At 67.8% G+C, this 15,734-nt stretch carries 18 protein-coding genes; 7 read left to right on the top strand and 11 right to left on the bottom strand.

Going from position 1 to position 15,734, the window contains the following annotated elements:
* Positions 1 to 64: 64 nt before the first annotated feature.
* The 7 genes from K318_RS24575 to K318_RS0104525 all read right to left on the bottom strand — a co-directional run bounded on the left by K318_RS24575 (position 65) and on the right by K318_RS0104525 (position 4,804).
* Positions 65 to 580 carry an SH2 domain-containing protein gene (locus K318_RS24575; protein WP_156913800.1) on the bottom strand — a complete coding sequence of 172 codons (516 nt, stop codon included), beginning with the start codon at positions 578 to 580 and terminating at the stop codon, positions 65 to 67.
* A gap of 145 nt (positions 581 to 725) precedes the next feature.
* Positions 726 to 1,388 carry a hypothetical protein gene (locus K318_RS0104550; protein ID WP_029088612.1) on the bottom strand — a complete coding sequence of 221 codons (663 nt, stop codon included), beginning with the start codon at positions 1,386 to 1,388 and terminating at the stop codon, positions 726 to 728.
* 64 nt (positions 1,389 to 1,452) lie between these two features.
* Entirely contained in the window at positions 1,453 to 2,499 is a 1,047-nt protein-coding gene (locus tag K318_RS0104545; protein WP_156913798.1) for a hypothetical protein, read from the bottom strand.
* A 44-nt stretch (positions 2,500 to 2,543) separates the two neighbouring features.
* Positions 2,544 to 3,164, bottom strand: a complete 621-nt coding sequence (locus K318_RS0104540) for an ATP-binding cassette domain-containing protein (RefSeq protein WP_029088610.1) — start codon at positions 3,162 to 3,164, stop codon at positions 2,544 to 2,546.
* Complete coding sequence (locus tag K318_RS24570; RefSeq protein WP_156913796.1) at positions 3,155 to 3,295, bottom strand: hypothetical protein; 141 nt, start codon at positions 3,293 to 3,295, stop codon at positions 3,155 to 3,157. The genes K318_RS0104540 and K318_RS24570 overlap by 10 nt, the downstream gene beginning before the upstream one ends.
* A gap of 10 nt (positions 3,296 to 3,305) precedes the next feature.
* On the bottom strand, positions 3,306 to 3,950 hold the full coding sequence (locus tag K318_RS0104530; protein ID WP_029088609.1) for a hypothetical protein: 645 nt from the start codon (positions 3,948 to 3,950) through the stop codon (positions 3,306 to 3,308).
* 260 nt (positions 3,951 to 4,210) lie between these two features.
* A complete protein-coding gene (locus K318_RS0104525) occupies positions 4,211 to 4,804 on the bottom strand; it encodes a TetR/AcrR family transcriptional regulator (RefSeq protein ID WP_029088608.1) in 594 nt (197 codons plus the stop codon).
* A 107-nt stretch (positions 4,805 to 4,911) separates the two neighbouring features.
* On the opposite strand from K318_RS0104525, the gene K318_RS0104520 reads away from it, so the two are divergent.
* Entirely contained in the window at positions 4,912 to 5,463 is a 552-nt protein-coding gene (locus K318_RS0104520) for a dihydrofolate reductase family protein (protein WP_029088607.1), read from the top strand.
* Entirely contained in the window at positions 5,397 to 6,614 is a 1,218-nt protein-coding gene (locus tag K318_RS19390) for an AAA family ATPase (RefSeq protein WP_084499702.1), read from the top strand. The genes K318_RS0104520 and K318_RS19390 overlap by 67 nt, the downstream gene beginning before the upstream one ends.
* Positions 6,615 to 6,736: 122 nt before the next feature.
* On the opposite strand, the gene K318_RS0104510 is transcribed toward K318_RS19390, so the two are convergent.
* Complete coding sequence (locus K318_RS0104510) at positions 6,737 to 7,657, bottom strand: LysR family transcriptional regulator (protein ID WP_029088606.1); 921 nt, start codon at positions 7,655 to 7,657, stop codon at positions 6,737 to 6,739.
* A gap of 122 nt (positions 7,658 to 7,779) precedes the next feature.
* Between K318_RS0104510 and dnaE the strand changes: the two genes are divergently transcribed.
* Complete coding sequence (gene dnaE, locus K318_RS0104505) at positions 7,780 to 11,295, top strand: DNA polymerase III subunit alpha (RefSeq protein ID WP_029088605.1); 3,516 nt, start codon at positions 7,780 to 7,782, stop codon at positions 11,293 to 11,295.
* A gap of 7 nt (positions 11,296 to 11,302) precedes the next feature.
* Here dnaE and K318_RS25465 read toward each other — a convergent pair whose 3' ends face one another.
* Complete coding sequence (locus tag K318_RS25465) at positions 11,303 to 11,482, bottom strand: transposase (protein ID WP_245579764.1); 180 nt, start codon at positions 11,480 to 11,482, stop codon at positions 11,303 to 11,305.
* Between K318_RS25465 and K318_RS25460 the strand changes: the two genes are divergently transcribed.
* Entirely contained in the window at positions 11,473 to 11,745 is a 273-nt protein-coding gene (locus K318_RS25460; protein ID WP_029088604.1) for a hypothetical protein, read from the top strand. The two genes, K318_RS25465 and K318_RS25460, sit on opposite strands and share 10 nt — an antisense overlap.
* A 156-nt stretch (positions 11,746 to 11,901) precedes the next feature.
* A complete protein-coding gene (locus K318_RS0104495) occupies positions 11,902 to 12,900 on the top strand; it encodes a DUF4349 domain-containing protein (RefSeq protein ID WP_029088603.1) in 999 nt (332 codons plus the stop codon).
* 56 nt (positions 12,901 to 12,956) lie between these two features.
* Here the strand turns inward: K318_RS0104495 and K318_RS25800 are convergent, their stop codons facing one another.
* Positions 12,957 to 13,136, bottom strand: coding sequence for a dihydrofolate reductase family protein (locus K318_RS25800; protein WP_029088602.1), 180 nt, complete (start codon positions 13,134 to 13,136; stop codon positions 12,957 to 12,959).
* Positions 13,137 to 13,348: 212 nt separating this feature from the next.
* Here K318_RS25800 and K318_RS25795 point away from each other — a divergent pair, with 212 nt between their 5' ends.
* Both K318_RS25795 and K318_RS0104485 read left to right on the top strand, forming a co-directional pair.
* Positions 13,349 to 13,588 carry a hypothetical protein gene (locus K318_RS25795; protein ID WP_342664194.1) on the top strand — a complete coding sequence of 80 codons (240 nt, stop codon included), beginning with the start codon at positions 13,349 to 13,351 and terminating at the stop codon, positions 13,586 to 13,588.
* A gap of 127 nt (positions 13,589 to 13,715) precedes the next feature.
* Positions 13,716 to 14,225 (top strand): winged helix-turn-helix transcriptional regulator, encoded by a 510-nt coding sequence (locus K318_RS0104485; protein ID WP_029088601.1) that lies wholly within the window; start codon positions 13,716 to 13,718, stop codon positions 14,223 to 14,225.
* 55 nt (positions 14,226 to 14,280) lie between these two features.
* Here K318_RS0104485 and K318_RS25455 read toward each other — a convergent pair whose 3' ends face one another.
* Entirely contained in the window at positions 14,281 to 15,702 is a 1,422-nt protein-coding gene (locus K318_RS25455; protein ID WP_029088600.1) for a response regulator transcription factor, read from the bottom strand.
* Positions 15,703 to 15,734 lie beyond the last annotated feature (32 nt).

Raw genomic sequence — 15,734 nt, 5'->3', positions numbered from 1 at the left:
CTCGTCGCGATGCCGAGTCGCATCGTTCAGTCGGTGTTCACCCGTCATCGTGCCGCGGTCGCGGTCAGCTCTCCGATCGATCCCTGGATCGTCCGTCGCCGCTCGACAGCTGCCCGGTGGTCTCGAAGCTCGAAGACCACCAGGTGCCTGTTCCTGCGCGGTATGCCTGGGCGACGAGGCTCGAGACGACGTCGATCGTGCCGGTGGTCCGGTATCGGACGCCCCGTCCGGCAGGCTGGTCCTCCGAGGCGGCCCCGAGCAGTCCCGGTGTCAGTGACTCCCATTCGCCGCCGAAACGTCGTCGCAGACCTTCGCCGAGGAACAGCTCGTACTGCGAACGGACCTCCGCAGGGATGTCTTCCGCTGTTGACCAGTTCTCCAGCATCCTGCGCTCGGTCGAGTCGAGGGAAGCAGCGCTCCACGGGTCTTCGACGTCGATCGCCTCAAAGGGCCCGCTCGATCTAACTTCGTCCAGGATGCGCGTGCCGCGTTCTTGCCAGGCATGCGCTTCGCTGACTCCGCGGAACCCGTCCTCGTTCTCCGGAGCATGTAGGGCTACGTCTGCACGCGCTCGTTCCATGTCGACGATTCTAGATCGCGGCGTTGGAGGGCCTCCGGGGCACAATGGTCGGCACCCATTCTTCCCATGCAAAGGACGCCGCAGCCTCAGCCGACTGCGGGATCCTTTGCTCCTCCCGATCCGCTACTCGAAGTGAAGCTCGCTGTCAGATGTTCTCGCGCCAACAGGCGTCGTACTCTTCATTCCCCTCAGTGGAACTCTCGTCCGTGCGAGAGGTCGCATCGTCGTTGTTCATGGACGCGAGGAACTGTTCCAGGGTGGTGCCTTCCGGCACGAGTTCCTTGTCGATCAGGCAGGCCAGCACAGCGCGTTCCAACGCGTAGTCCTCTCCTGGTCCCTGGCTCCCGTTGAGGTACGCGTACGCGTCCTTGATGAATGCGTTCGTCTTCATCTCGCACTCGAGGATGAGTTCGTTCTCCTTGGCTCGCGTCTCTTCGGTGGAGTCCGTTCCCGCGGGCGAGATGTACTGCACTTCCGCGCCCTGGTACATCAGCTCGATCTCCAGCCCGCCGTCCTTCGCGCACTGGGCCAAGCGGTTGTTCGCTTCCTTCCAGTCCGCTTCGCTCACTTCGCCGGTCTCCTTCGCCTTCTGGAGCACCTCGCGCTGGAAGTCGGACTGGACCTGTTCGAGGCCCTTGTCGATGAGCTGGGCGAGGGTGTCGTCGGCCCCGGATCCGGCGGGTTGCTCCTGCGGAGCAGCAGGGTCCGTGGAGCTTGGTTCTTCCGCCGGCGCGGAGCAGGCGGTGAGGAGCAGGCACGCGCTGAGGGCGGCGGCCGCGCTTCGACAGCGGGTGATGCGGTGCTTCATGATGCTTCTCTTTCTCTCGTGGTGGTCATGTGCGTGACTTCCGGGGGCGGGCCCGTGCGCCGCGTCATCGAGTCTTGAAGTACGCGAAGAGCCGGTCCTCTCTGATGAAAGCCGTCGCGACGGCCGCTCCGAGGAGCGCTCCCGTCGCGCAGGACACGGGAATCAGCAGTGCGGAGACCACCACGGAGGCGTGGTCTGCCGCAGGCGTGGCGACGAAGGCGGCGCAGAGGATCACCGGCGTCGTCGCGATGACCGCCGCGGCCGTCCAGGCCACGGTTTCCAGGAGGTTGGTGAGGAGCTGGTCGCGCTTGCGCGCGCCGGTGTGCAGGGCTGAGGCGAACTCCAGCCGTCGGCTCCAGATGGCGCTCAGGCCGACGAGCAGCCCGGCCAGCCCGGTGATCAACGGCATCGGGCGTGTCTGCCTGGCCAGGTAGTCGGCCGCGGGGTCCCCGGCCTTGCCCAGCGACGCGTTGTGCTGGACCACCTGGGGCGAGACGTCGGCGGGCAGGTCGGCAAACAGCGTCGTGTACAGCAGATCGGTGGTCGTCTTCGCCCCGGGGTACTGGTCGAGCCAGCACTCGTCGAATGCCAGCAACCCTGCCGGGACCGGCGCTATGGCCGCGTAGCCCATGCCTGCCGGGCGTCCGTCGTCCGGGTACTCGTAGGTGCCCGCCAGCCGTGTCGGCCCGTCGAGGGTGTCCAGGACCTGGCCTGTGCGCGCGCCCAGAGAGTCGGCCACCGAGGTGGGCAGCAGCAGCCCGTCGGTCCGAGCGCCCGTCGACTCGGGCAGCATGTCGGAGAAGCCCGGGCTCGCCGAGAAGGCAGTGACGGGGCTCTGCGGCAGCACGCTGAAGGCCGTCTCTCCCTGCTTCTTGAGCGCGCCGGACGCCCGGACCCCGTCGTGGCGGGCCAGCGCGTCGCACACCCGGCCGTCGACGCCTCCCTCGGCCTTGATGATGGTGACGCTTGCGCCGCGCTGGGAGAACTCCTGGGCCCTGGAGACCAAGCCGGTCACGGCGATGAGGTCGAACGCCGTCAGAGCGAGGCAGAGCCCGGTCAGCAGCAGCGCGAACAGGGAGGCCCGCGTGGTGCCCGACGTCAGGTTGCGCAAGGCTTCCCCGAGGGCGTCCCGGGTCCTCATGCCCGGCCCGCGCCTCATGCCGCCACCCCCGCCGCGTTGAAAGCACTGAGGTCGATCACGTCGGTGCACGCGTCCTTCGTGCGCTGGTCGTGGGTCGCCACGACGATGATAGTTCCGGCGGTGGCGATCTTCCCCAGCGCCTCGCTCGCCGTCGCCGCGGTGCGCAGATCCAACTGAGCGGTGGGCTCGTCCACGAGCAGCAGATCCGGGGAGGTCGCGATGCCGCGGGCGAGCATGAGGCGCTGCGCCTCTCCGCCGGACAACGCTCGGAACTGCTTGGCGCGGCTCTCCAGCAGGCCGAACCGTTCCAGCAGCGTGAGGCCCCGCTCCTCGGCCTCGGCGCGGGGCACGCCCTCGACGAGGTACGCGTAGGAGACGTGGTCGAGCGCCGTCCGGCGGGCGACGCCGTGCGGGTTCTGGAAGATCCAGCCGACCTTCTCGACGCCCTCGCGCCGCACGCTGCCCATGGCGGGCTGGATCCAGCCGGCGAGGATGCCCAGCAGGGTTGACTTGCCCGAGCCGGAAGGGCCGGTGAGGGCGTAGACGTGCCCGGGCTCCATCGTGGTCGACAGCCCCTCGAAGAGGGACGGCAACCCGTCGAACGCGTGCCCGAGGGCGTGGGTGGTCACTCGCATGTCAGCTCCGGCTCCACTCGGGCGTCGATGCTCTTCGGCACGGTCTTCTCGTCCTCGAAGGAGAGGTAGGTCCGGCCGAGGCGCGATCCGACGATCCGCACGTCCAGGGGGTCAGCGCCCTCGGCCTGCACGCAGCCGGTGTCAGCGCCGCTCGTGGCGACAGCAGCAGGTGGGCACCGGGTAGACGGTGATCGGCTCGACGAGCTTCGGCTCGCCCGAGACCTGCCCGCCCTCGGGATTGGCCGCGTAGGCCATGTACGCCTCTGTCTGGGCCAGCGCGGCGAGGACCTGGTCGCCGGTCACCCGGCCGTCCTCGCTGATCGCCAGTTCGGTGCCGCTGACGGAGAGCGTGCGCTCGCCCGGCACGAGATCGGTCGGCCAGCTCTTCACCGAGGCCGCCAGCACCGGCGTCGGCAACGAAGCGAGTGCGTCTCCGGCGACCACGCGCTGACCGAGCCTGATCGGGCAGGACGCCGCGGCGGTCTTGGCCTGGGGCAGCCAGAGGACCTCGTTCAGCGCCAGCTGGCCGTAATCGACCGTGATCCCGGCGTCCATAGCGATCTCGCGGTAGGCGTTCCAGGTGGCCCAGTCGAACCAGCCGGACTTCTCGATGCTCTTGCCCTGGCGGACCAGCTCGTCCTGCAGGGCCTCGACGTCCGCACCCTTGGTGCCGAACGCAAGGTCGCGCTGACGCTTACCGGCTGGATCGCGACGCGCGCCGCAGCGCGCAAGGCACCCGAGTCTGCGCAGACGGAGGCGTGCAGCGTCGCGTGATCGATAATCCAATGGTGCTATGAGCGCCGGCGGCAGAGCCCCGTGGCCACGAAGGCCACGGGGTTATGCCGTCACCAGGTTCCGGCCCGAGCACGTCGGCATCGTGCCGCGGAAAGCACTGCCGGTTCTGAGTCTGGCAGGCCCAGAGCTATCGAATACGCCTCCAGCCCCTCGAGCCGCCGGTCGGAAACGCCCACAGTCGATGTCGGCGAATCCGGAGTGCTGGCCATGGTGGCCGGTCATGCTCCAAGGCCTCGCTCCACCGCTACAGGTCACGCGATGGGACGAAGAGCATCGAGGGCTGCGTCCACCGCGTCGACGAGCCGGTGCGGGTCGGCCTCGGCGCGGGCCGTGACGTGCAGTCCTTGCACCAGGGCGAGAAGCTGCCGAGCGTGCGGACCGGCGTCGAGGTCGCTGCGGATCTCGCCGTCCTGCTGCGCGTTACCGAGCGCGGCCGCCAGCCCGTCCTCCAGATCGTGAAACGCCTTGCGGACGATCTCCCGTGCCGTGTCGTCTTCAGGCAGCAGTTCGACCGCGGTGTTGCCGAGCATGCATCCGCGACCCGGCGAGACGCGAGCGGCGTCGACGGCACCGACCAGGAAGGCGCGGATAGCCGGTAGGGCCGGGGCCGCGGTGCGCAGCTCGTCTGCGGCCTGCCGCGCACCAGCGGCGTAGTCCTCGAGAGTGCGGACGAACAGGTCGCGCTTGCTGCCGAACGAGCTGTAGATGCTGCCGGGCAGCAGTCCCGTCGCCTCAGTCAGGTCCCGGAGCGACGACGCTGCGTACCCTCGGAGCCAGAACACGTCCCGCGCGCCGCCGATGACCTGGGCCTCGACGAAGCCTCTGGGTCGACCGGCGCGTGTCATGACCCGATCCTAGCAACTTCTTGACAGCGCCGCCAAAAATTGGACACCATATTTTTGGCCGACCAATCAAGAACAGTCGCGATCCGCGACGGGACAGGAGCCCTGCCATGCGGCGACTCTTCCTGCACACCAACGTCTCTCTCGACGGCTTCATCAACGACGGAACAGGCGCGATCGACTGGGCCTTCTCCGACGCCGAGTTCGAGCGGCACCTCGATGAGCTCCTGCAGTCCATCGACGGCATGGTCTTCGGGCGCGTCGCCCACGACGAGCTCGCCGCGTACTGGCCCACGGCCGGCGACGAGGTCACAGCCGTCCAGCGTGAGCGCATGCACGCGCTGCCGAAGTACGTCCTCAGCAGCACGCTGGAGCATTCAGACTGGCACAGGGCAGTTCCCGTCGGGCCCGACGCCATCGGACGCCTCCGGAGCCTCAAGCAGGAGGATGGGCGCGACATCGCCGTGTTCGCCGGCGGCAGCGCCGCGACCTCCCTGCTCGAGGCGGACCTGCTCGACGAACTCCGGCTCGTGCTCAATCCGGTCCTTCTCGGCAAAGGCACCCGGCTGTTCCAAGGCGGCCAGCCCCGTAGTCGATGGGAACACAAGGGCACAAAGTCCTTCGCCTCCGGAGCCGTGCTCCTCACCTACAGTCGCCGATGAACAGCGCCCGCAGCCCCAGGCACCGGCAAGCCCTGATTCCGATCGTGTGGATCCTCGGGACCTCAGGAGTGGGGAAGTCCACCCTCGGGCACCGTCTCTTGACCGAGCTGGAGCGCGCTGGCGTGCGGGCCGCGTTCGCCGACGCCGACCAGCTCCGCCTGGCAAGCACGATCGACGCCTCGGAGGAGGACCTGATAGCTGCGTCGCTTCCCGACCTGGCCCGCAGCTTCCAGCGCAACGGAGCGCGCTGCCTGATCGTGGCCGGCCTCGCCGACAGTGATGGGCAGCTTCGCTCGCTTCTGCCCAGATGGCCGCGGGACCGGATCCTCGCGGTCCACCTCGACGCAGACGAGGAATCGATCCGTCGCCGCGTCCTGGAGCGTGGCTGGCTGACCGAGCTCGCGGACGAGTCCGCTGCATACGCGCGGCGGATCGAAGCGGGCTTCGCGGATCTGCGGATGGACACAAGTGCGCAGACGCCTGAAGCATTGGCGCAGGAGGTGAGCCACGTCGTCCTCGACTGGCTCCGTCGAGCCGACGACCAGACACAAGCGACGATCGACGACGCGGTCGGACCGAATGCGCGAAGGCTGATCACCATCACGGGTCCCGGAGGAGTCGGCGTCTCGACGACGGGCTACCAGGTCTTCGCCCATCTCGCGCGCTCGGGACAGCCCGTCGGATATGTCGATGCCACCCAGCTCGGGCACCTCGGCTCTCGGTCGCGAGCCGCTGACCTGGCTCCGGTGCGCGCGGCGAACGCGAGGTCGGTGGCCCGCCGTCTCGCTGAAGCCGGGGCGAGCACGCTTGTGGTCAGCGGCGACGCTTCGAGCATCAACCTCATCGAACGCGGCGACGGAGTCGAGGCGCATGACTTCTGGCTCGTCGCGTCGGCAGATGCACTTGCCGAGCGGATCGCGGCCAGTGCCCGCGGTGACGGTCCACCTGTCCAGGGCAATCACCGGCTCGGGCTGGAAGGAGACGAGCTCGCCTCCTCGATCGAGGCGGCAGTCGTCGAGGCGCAGGATCCCTCGCCGCGCAATGGTCGTCGAGTGATCGACACCAGCGGCGCGTCGCCGCAGGCAGTCGCGGAGGAGATCGTCGCTCTTGTCCAGCCAGGCTCCGTCGGTGGCCTCGTGGACTCCCCGTAGGAGGTCGGTGGTCGCCCGTGCTCGCCTCGGATCGTCGTGAAGGCCTGGCGGCTGCGCGGTTGGCGATCCTGCGCCCCTGGCCGGAGGGCCCCGGAGGTCGCACAGGGAGTCGGTCGATGGCGCTAGGGCAGCCATGTCTCGACCACAGCACTGCTCTCAAGAGCCCGGAAGTAGTCGAGCATCCCTGGTATCCCGGGGTGTGCATTGTCTGCGCGGTGCACAAGGGAGTAGGGATAGATCGGAGTCGGGTCCCGAAGCGGGATCCGGCGAAGGTCGAAATGCGCCGGCCAGAGGTAGCGGTCACGGTCGCCCACGAACGTCATCAGGGTCCTGGAATCGGCGATCTCCTCGAGCAGGGCCTCGTCGCCGAAGTGCGGGCCGATGCCGTCGATGCTGAGGTCGAAGTCGGCGGCGAGCCTTTCGTAGTAGTGAGCCCATTCGGTTCCCGGCAAGATCCCCGGGATCCAGATGCGATGGGTCCGCAGGTCATGGGGCGTCAGATGCTTGGCGGCGGCAAGCGGATGGTGAGGGCCGACGAGCACCTCCATCCGTGATTCGAAGACCCGGGGCACAGCGATATCCGCCCACCGGTCGGGTGCGTCGTGCAGGATCGCCCGAAAAGACGCATCGATGGTGCCTGCGCGGATCGCCTCGATCGCGTCGGTGACGCTCGCGGTGCCAAGCGTCACGACGTCGAGGAGCACGTGAGGGCTGCTCTGGTGGTACTCGCGCATCAACACGGAGGGTGCAATCCGTCGGTGGAGGACATCGACCCGCAGTGCTCTGCGTCCGGGATGGACTGAGTCGACGGCGCGGTCCGCGACCTGCACCAGCTCCCGAGCGTGAGGCAGGAACGCCTGCCCGTCGACGCTGAGGTGCGCGCCTCGCGGCGTGCGGGCGAAGATGCGCACGCCGAGCTCCGACTCGAGCCTGGAGACGCGCTTGGAGACTGCCTGCTGAGTAACGCCTAACTCTGTCGCTGCCTCCTGGAACTGCCCGAGCTCCGCTACGGCGAGGAACGTCCTCACGGTATCAACATCCATGCCGCCAATACTACGCCGTACAACGCACGGTTGTGGCACGCCGGGTCTAGGGTTGTTGGACCCCTGCTTACTCCTCCTGCTGAACTCGAGCAGTCAACCGATTGTTGTTTGTGAGGGTGCAGATGCCAGCAGAAGAGTTCGTCCATCTCCACGTGCACAGCGAGTACTCGATGCTGGACGGAGCCGCCCACATCGGTCCGCTGGTGGACGAGGCTGCGCGTCAGGGCATGCCTGCCGTCGCCGTGACCGACCATGGGAACGTCTACGGCGCTTTCGACTTCTGGAGGACCGCGAGGGACGCCGGAGTCAAGCCGATCATCGGGACAGAGGCGTACCTGACGCCGGGCACTCACCGTTCGGACCGTACTCGTGTGCGCTGGGGCGACGGTTCGCGGGATGACGTCTCGGGCGCGGGGGCCTACACGCATTTGACGATGCTCGCGGAGACCACCGAGGGCATGCACAACCTCTTCCGGCTCTCGTCGCTGGCCTCGATGGAAGGGCAGTACTTCAAGCCGAGGATGGACCGCGAGCTGCTGAGCACTTATGGCACGGGCCTCATCGCGACGACAGGCTGCCCGAGCAGCGAGGTCCAGACGCGCCTCCGCCTCGGCCAGTACGACGAGGCCCGGCAGGCCGCGGCGGACTTCCGCGACATCTTCGGGGCGGAGAACTACTTCTGCGAGCTCATGGACCATGGCTTGGGCATCGAAAAGCGTGTCATGGGCGATCTCATCAGGCTTGCGAAGGATCTGAATCTGCCGCTGGTCGCGACCAACGACCTGCACTACGTCGCGGCAGAGGATGCCAAGAGTCACGCAGCCCTGCTGTGCGTGCAGTCGGGCTCGACCATGGACGACCCGAATCGGTTCAAATTCGACGCCGACGAGTTCTACCTGAAGTCCGCCGCTCAGATGCGTCACCTGTTCCGAGACTTCCCCGAGGCCTGTGACAACACATTGCTGATCGCTGAACGGTGCAACGTCGAGTTCGACACCTCGGCGAACTACATGCCGCGGTACCCCGTGCCCGACGGGGAGACCGAAGAGACCTGGCTGGTCAAGGAGATCGAGCGCGGACTGACCATGCGCTACCCGGGCGGAATCAGCCAGGAAGTGCGTGAGCGCGCGGAGTACGAGACCGGGATCATCCTCCAGATGGGCTTCGCCGGCTACTTCCTCGTCGTCGCGGACTTCATCCAATGGGCAAAGAGCCAGGGCATCCGCGTCGGTCCAGGCCGAGGATCCGGAGCCGGGTCGATGGTCGCCTACGTGCTGACCATCACGGGGCTCGACCCGCTCGTCCACGATCTGATCTTCGAGCGATTCCTGAATCCTGACCGCGTGTCGATGCCCGACTTCGACGTCGACTTCGATGACCGGCGGCGGGGAGAGATCATCCAGTACGTCACGGAGAAGTACGGCGACGACCGGGTCGCTCAGATCGTCACCTACGGCACGATCAAGGCCAAGCAGGCGCTGAAGGACTCCGCACGCGTCCTCGGATATCCCTTCAGCATGGGCGAGAAGATCACCAAGGCCATGCCCCCGACCGTCTCCGGCAAGGACATCCCTCTCGGCGGCATCTTCGACTCCGGCCACCCGCGGTACACCGAGGCCCAGGACGTCCGCGCACTCATCGAATCCGACCCCGAAGTCCGGACCGTGTACGACACGGCCACGGGGCTGGAGAACCTCAAGCGACAGTGGGGAGTGCACGCAGCCGGGGTGATCATGTCCAGCGAGCCGCTCATCGACGTCATCCCGCTGATGAAGCGGGAGCAGGACGGGCAGATCATCACCCAGTTCGACTATCCGACATGTGAGGGCCTCGGCCTGATCAAGATGGACTTCCTCGGCCTGAGGAACCTCACCATCATCAGCGACGCGCTCGAAAACATCCGCACCAACCGCGGCGACGAGATCGACCTCGAGGAGCTGCCGCTCGACGACCCCGGCGTCTTCGAGCTCATGCGCCGCGGCGACACGTTGGGGGTCATCCAGTTCGACGGCGACGCCATGCGGTCCCTGCTGCGGCTCGCGCGCCCCGACCACTTCGAGGACATCACCGCCGTCGGGGCCCTGTACCGACCCGGCCCGATGGGGGCCAATTCGCACATCAACTACGCGCTGCGCAAGACCGGGCAGCAGGAGATCGTCCCGATCCACCCCGAGCTCGCCGAGCCTCTGGCAGACGTCCTGGGCAAGACCTATGGCCTGATCGTCTACCAGGAGCAGGTCATGACCATCGCCCAGGTCCTCGCCGGCTTCACCCTCGGACAGGCAGACCTGCTGCGCCGCGCGATGGGCAAGAAGAAGAAGGCCGAGCTGGACAAGCAGTTCGAGGGGTTCTCATCCGGGATGCGCGCGAACGGCTACAGTGAGGACGCGATCACGACCCTGTGGGACATCCTGCTGCCGTTCTCCGACTACGCCTTCAACAAGGCACACTCGGCCGCCTACGGCCTCCTCAGCTACTGGACGGCCTACCTCAAGGCGCACTACCCGGCCGAGTACATGGCTGCTCTGTTGACCAGCGTCGGCGAGAACCGCGACAAGATGGCGCTCTATCTCGGGGAGACCCGCAGGATGGGCATCCGGGTGCTGCCCCCGGACGTGAATGAATCGATCAGGTACTTCGCTGCCGTCGGCGAGGACATCCGCTTCGGCATGGAAGCGATCCGCAACGTCGGCGGCACCGTGGTCGAACAGATCCTCACCGCCCGCGAAAGCAACCGGTTCGAAGGGTTCCACGACTTCCTGCGCAAGGTCCCGCAGGAAGCGGCCAACAAGCGTGCCGTGGAATCGCTGATCAAGGCCGGGGCGTTCGACTCCTTCGGCCGCTCTCGCCGAGCGCTGGAGGCGATCCACAAGGAGGCTGTCGACGCTGCGGCCTCGGTCAAACGCGAAGAGGCCCGAGGACAGTTCGACCTGTTCGCCGGCCTCGACGGCGACGAGGGCTTCGACGAGCTCGCTATCGACATCCCCGAGATCTCCGAGTGGCCGCGCCGGGAGAAGCTCAGCCTGGAGCGGGACATGCTCGGGCTCTACGTCTCCGACCACCCGCTCAGCGGCATGGAGAAGACGCTGTCTCAAAACTCCGACACGGCCATAGCCCGACTCATCGGGGAGAACCCGCCCGAAGACGGAGCGCATGTAAAGATCGCTGGACTCGTCACGCAGGTCCAGCACCGGGTCGCGAAGGCCTCGGGGAACCCCTACACGATCGTGCGGGTCGAGGACCTCGGAGCCGACATCACCGTTATGTTCCTAGGCAAGACCCACGAGCTGTACTCCGCGGCCCTGGAGCAGGACGTGGTCATCGCTGTGTCGGCGCGCGTGAGCATCCGTGACGACGGGGTGAGCCTCCGTGCGAACAGCGCGGAGGTGATCGCTGCTCGAGGTGAACTGGATGACCGTCCTTTCACGATGGTCATGCCTGAGACCGCCGCCACTGAGCGGCGCATCACTGAACTCCGCAGCATCCTTGAGCGACACCCGGGGCAGACTGTGCCGCGCCTGAAGCTGCGCAAGCCGGGGAGTGTCGTCCATTTTGAGCTACCTCGCTACCCCGTCAACGTCACTGCGGACCTCTATGCCGAGGTCAAGGCGCTGCTCGGAGCTAGGTCAGTGGAATGACGGCTCTTCAGAGTTGAGTGTGGGCTGAGGCGTCAAGCCCTCCGGTGATGAGGAGCATGCGGAGGCGGTAGTGCTTGGAGTTCCGGAAGCCGCGGGCAGCGCGGCGGCCGGGTGCGATGCTGCCGTTGACAGCCTCCGCTCTGCCGTTGCTTGCGTCATCGGTGTCGGAGTGGGCTGTTGGAAACACCTCTCTGGAGATCCTGGGCGCACTGGCAGGCGACCATCGAAGGCAACACCGGCGAGCTTGACGATGCAGAGGGCATCCAGCACGCAGGCGGCGTCCTCGAGATGGCCATCGATCGCGTTTTTGTATCCCTGGAACGGTTCCAGCGTCGCGATCTGGATGCCCTCGCGAAACACCTCGCCGCGTTCGTCCAGCCAGTCCCGGTAGGCCTTGCCGGATCGGCCAGGACGAGGGACTTGACCAGACCCGGGTCGAAGGTGGCTTGAGCACTGCCCTCGTCCCATGTCAGAAGGACACGTCACTTCCACCGGGCCGGCACGAACCGCAGCCCGACCGGTGGATCAAGGGTGAGTGCTCCCACCGTTCCAGACCTGTCACGCGAGACTGCCCCATTCGTGACCGCGGGAGCCTAGATTATCGGTATGAGACGCATCATCGTCCCCCTTGTCCTCGGCCTCGGCCTCATTCTCACCGGCTGCGGCTCGTCGTTCCAATGGGCGGGGGATACGGGAGTGTCGGAGCACTCCGCGGATTCGGAGGGCGCACAGGGTGGCAGAGCGCAGAACGCCGGCCCCGGAGACGCGGAGCCCGGGACCTCAGAGCCCGGAGGCTCGGAAGGCAGTCGGCAGGTCATCTCCGTGGGGGATATGCGGGTGATCACGGCAGACCCCGCGAAGGCGGCCGACGGTGTCGCCGAGCGCGGCGAGTCGCGCGGCGGCCACGTGGAGAGCCGCGAAGAGCGGGTCGACCCTGACGGCGAAGTCGTGGTGGACCTCACGCTGCGCGTCCCCGCCGATGAGTTCGAGGAGCTGATGGCTGACGTCGATGAGAGCGGCGAGGTCGTGCGGCGGAGTCAGAGCGCTGAGGACGTGACCGGCGCGGTGCGCGACCTCGATGCCCGGATCCGTGCCCTGGAGGTCTCCACTGAGCGCCTGGAGGGCATTATGGCCGAGGCGGACACCAGCGCTGATCTGCTCGAGGCTGAAGCGGCCCTCAGTGAGCGGCAGGGCGAACTGGAGGAGCTCGTCGCCCAGCGCAGTGACCTGGAGGACCAGGTGTCGATGTCCACCCTCCGGGTCGAACTGCGCGAAACCGACCGCGCGGACGATTCGGGCGGGTTCACCGGCTGGCTTGCCGACATCTGGAAGACCCTGCTGAACTCCGCGGGCGGACTGGTGCTGGTGCTCACGGCGCTCCTGCCCTGGGTGATTGTGCTCGGCATCCCTGCCTACCTGCTCATCCGCTGGGTCCGCAGGCGCAGAAGCCACCGGCGGCCGCGCTTCGGGGGCATGCCGGACGCTGTCAGAGGATTCCCGCAGGGCGCACCGGGTTCGGGCGGTGCGAACGGAGCTGGGGCGAACGGCCCGGGGAGCCCCTCGGAGCGCGAGGAGGGCTCCACCGGTGAGGGGTCGCGCGCCTGAGCTGCGCGGAGCCCCTCACTGGTCTTCCGCCCGAGCGCGTGCAGGCCGAACCGGCTTCAGGCCTCGCGGGTGAAGGTCGTGTGGACCACGCCGCTGGGCGAGCTGACGGACTCGACGTGGAAGCGGTCCTCGATGCCCTCGAGGCCGTCCCAGAGCCGTTCGCCGCGTCCCAGCACGATCGGCACGACGACCAGGTGCAGGTGGTCGATGAGATCCGCGGCCAGGAACTCCCGCACGGTGCTCGGTCCGCCCCGATCCGCACGTCATCGCCGAGGTCCGCGCGTTCGGATGCGAACTGCCGGGCCGCCGCGAGCGCCTCGGCCGGTGCGGCGTCCAGGAAGTGGAAGGCGGTGCCGTTGGCGAACTCGATGCTCGGTCGCGGATGATGCGTGAGCACCACGACGGGGGTGCCGAACGGCGGCTCCTCTCCCCACCAGCCCCGCCACTCATGATCGGTCCAGGGCCCACGCTGCGGCCCGAACTTGTTGCGTCCCATGATCTCGACGCCGATCCCGGGCTGCCACTGCTCGACGAGGGCGTCGTCCACCGTGCGCAGGCCCCCGGTCTCACCGTGGATGCGCCGCCCGAACCTCGTGCCCTCGATCATCCAGTCGAGCAGCCGCGATCCGGCATGGCCGAAAGGCTGCTCGAGCGACTGTCCTTCGCCGGTCGCGTAGCCGTCCAGTGAGATCCCCATGTTGTGCACTCGCACCGCCGTCATGTCTGCCTCCCGCACCTGAGTGCTCCTCATCTGCAACTGCTTGATTCAGCGTATGCCAGGCAGTGGTAGAATGCAATCACTTGGAGGGGGTTCGATGCAGAGTGCACCGCGGTCGGGCTGCGCCATCAATGCGGCCGTCGAAGTCCTGGGCGATCGCTGGTCGGTGCTTGTGCTCAGGGACGTCATGTTCGGTGACCGGCGCCACTTCCGCGAGCTGCTGGCCGGATCGGAAGAGGGCATCGCCAGCAACATCCTCAGCAGCAGGCTCAAGCGTCTGACGGATCAGGGCCTGCTCAGGCGTGCGGAGGCCCGGCGCGGTCAGCGAGCGCAGTACTCCCTGACCGAGGCCGGCATCCGGGTCCTGCCGGTCATGGTCGCGCTGGGGAACTGGGGCCTCGACCATCGCGACGGCGATGAGCGCCTCCGCGTCCGCGCCGAGCTCCTCCGCGACGGAGGCCCCGCGCTCGTCGAGGCGATGATGGACGAGCTCAGGGAGACCCACCTCGGCATCCCGCGCCCGGATCCGGACGCTCCGCGCCCCAGCGAGCAGCTGCGGGAAGCCTACGCCGAAGCCCTCGGGGATCAGCGTTCGGGCTCTCGATGACGATCGGTGCCGCACAGTCGGGCCGAGCCGCAGCAGGCATCGCACGGCGATGCGCTCAGAGCTCGTAGAAGCCCGCTCGTTCCAGCACCTGGACCGCCTCCGCGCGGGAGTGCACCCCGAGCTTGCGGTAGATCGCCAGCGTGTGCGATTTCACCGTGCTCGGGGCGACGAAGAGGAGCTCCGCGATGCGGGGGAGCGAAAGACCCGCCCGCAGCTGCATCGCGACGATGCGCTCGCGCTTCGTCAGCGAGGGCAGGGCGACCAGCTGCCGTGCATCGGCCGTGACCGGTTCACCGCCCTCCCGCGAGGCCTGCATGGCGGAGGCGAGCTGGGGCGAATGCTTCTGCGCGAAGGCCCTCAGCTCATGCAGCTCCCCTCCGGGGAACAGCCTGAGGATCGAGCGGAGTCGGCTGCCCTCGGCGTGCGCCAGCGCCTCACCCGCATTGCGGAGAGCCGCGGAGGTGTTCCCGAGGCGCATGTGCGCCAGGGCGCGCGTGAGCAGCACAAGGGGCAGGCTCCAGAGATTGTGGTCGACCTTGCGGCGTTTGCAGGCGCTCGTCGCCTCCAGCGCCTGTCGGTCCTCGCGCAGCTGCAGGAAGGCGACTGCCCGGAGCCCCGCCGGGCAGATGAAGTGCGAGGGAGAGGGCTGGGCTCTCTGGAGCAGGGTGAGCGCGCGCAGCGGTTCGCCGCCCGTGAGGAGCAGGAACGCCTGCAGTGCGAGCGCCTGCCCCCGTACGAGGCCCGGACCGTCCGGCTGCGTGACGCCCTGGACCACCTTGGTCGCCAGCGCCGAGGACTTCGCCGACTCGCCGGCGAGCGCCAGGGCGACGGCCTCGAGCAGGTCGGCCAGCGACCGGGCGCTGGGATCGGTCTCGACGAGCCGCCGCATCCGCGGGACGAGAGCTGCGGCACGCTGCTCGTCCATCCGGGAGAATGCCTCGATCCCCTCGGCGACTGCGGCCATGTACTCGGCGCGATCCGTCTCCCAGCCTTCGGCCCGGACGATCTCGTCCATGGCCGCACGCGCGGCGGCGGAGTCGGCGAATTCGCCGTTCACGGCGTGTGCCGCCGCGAGGAGGCCCAGCGCCCGGTGCCACCAGCGCGGATCCCCGGACTCTCGGGCGCGGGCCTCGATCCGCAACGCGTACCGCAGAGCCGTCACTCCGTCGGCGAGGCCGATGTTCAGCTCAGCCAGTGCGGCACCGGCTGCGAGCAGCACTGTGAGGGGGAGATCCCGATCGCCGGGGAAGGGCTCACCGGTGACGAGGACCTCAGCGAGCTGCTTCGCCTCGTCGAGCTGGTCGGTCCTCATGAGCGCCATGATCATCGCCGCGCCGATGAGGCCCGCCTGCGCGCGCGGGAGCTGCCGGACGTAAGTCACTGAAGCGGTGCGCAGCGCATCGAGCTCGCGCTGGGTCGGCGGTCGGCCGTCATGCAGGGAGGAGCTCACGAGGGCGCTGGCGGCCCTGAGGATCATCTGCTCCACCTCCCGACCCGATTTCCAGGATC

The sequence above is a fragment of the Brevibacterium album DSM 18261 genome, from assembly GCF_000426445.1.
Classification (GTDB): Bacteria; Actinomycetota; Actinomycetes; order Actinomycetales; family Brevibacteriaceae; genus Brevibacterium; species Brevibacterium album.
This window is presented reverse-complemented; position numbering and strand designations above follow the sequence as displayed.

What these genes read in the sequence shown, in the direction of transcription:
- K318_RS25795 (WP_342664194.1), top strand. Translation starts at nt 13,349, where the DNA reads ATGATCGGTCCAGGGCCCACGCTGCGGCCCGAACTTGTTGCGTCCCAT.
- K318_RS24575 (WP_156913800.1), bottom strand. Translation starts at nt 580, where the DNA reads ATGGAACGAGCGCGTGCAGACGTAGCCCTACATGCTCCGGAGAACGAG.
- K318_RS19390 (WP_084499702.1), top strand. Translation starts at nt 5,397, where the DNA reads ATGGGAACACAAGGGCACAAAGTCCTTCGCCTCCGGAGCCGTGCTCCT.
- K318_RS0104485 (WP_029088601.1), top strand. Translation starts at nt 13,716, where the DNA reads ATGCAGAGTGCACCGCGGTCGGGCTGCGCCATCAATGCGGCCGTCGAA.
- K318_RS25455 (WP_029088600.1), bottom strand. Translation starts at nt 15,702, where the DNA reads ATGATCCTCAGGGCCGCCAGCGCCCTCGTGAGCTCCTCCCTGCATGAC.
- K318_RS0104550 (WP_029088612.1), bottom strand. Translation starts at nt 1,388, where the DNA reads ATGAAGCACCGCATCACCCGCTGTCGAAGCGCGGCCGCCGCCCTCAGC.
- K318_RS0104525 (WP_029088608.1), bottom strand. Translation starts at nt 4,804, where the DNA reads ATGACACGCGCCGGTCGACCCAGAGGCTTCGTCGAGGCCCAGGTCATC.
- K318_RS0104540 (WP_029088610.1), bottom strand. Translation starts at nt 3,164, where the DNA reads ATGCGAGTGACCACCCACGCCCTCGGGCACGCGTTCGACGGGTTGCCG.
- K318_RS0104520 (WP_029088607.1), top strand. Translation starts at nt 4,912, where the DNA reads ATGCGGCGACTCTTCCTGCACACCAACGTCTCTCTCGACGGCTTCATC.
- dnaE (WP_029088605.1), top strand. Translation starts at nt 7,780, where the DNA reads ATGCCAGCAGAAGAGTTCGTCCATCTCCACGTGCACAGCGAGTACTCG.
- K318_RS0104495 (WP_029088603.1), top strand. Translation starts at nt 11,902, where the DNA reads ATGAGACGCATCATCGTCCCCCTTGTCCTCGGCCTCGGCCTCATTCTC.
- K318_RS0104510 (WP_029088606.1), bottom strand. Translation starts at nt 7,657, where the DNA reads ATGGATGTTGATACCGTGAGGACGTTCCTCGCCGTAGCGGAGCTCGGG.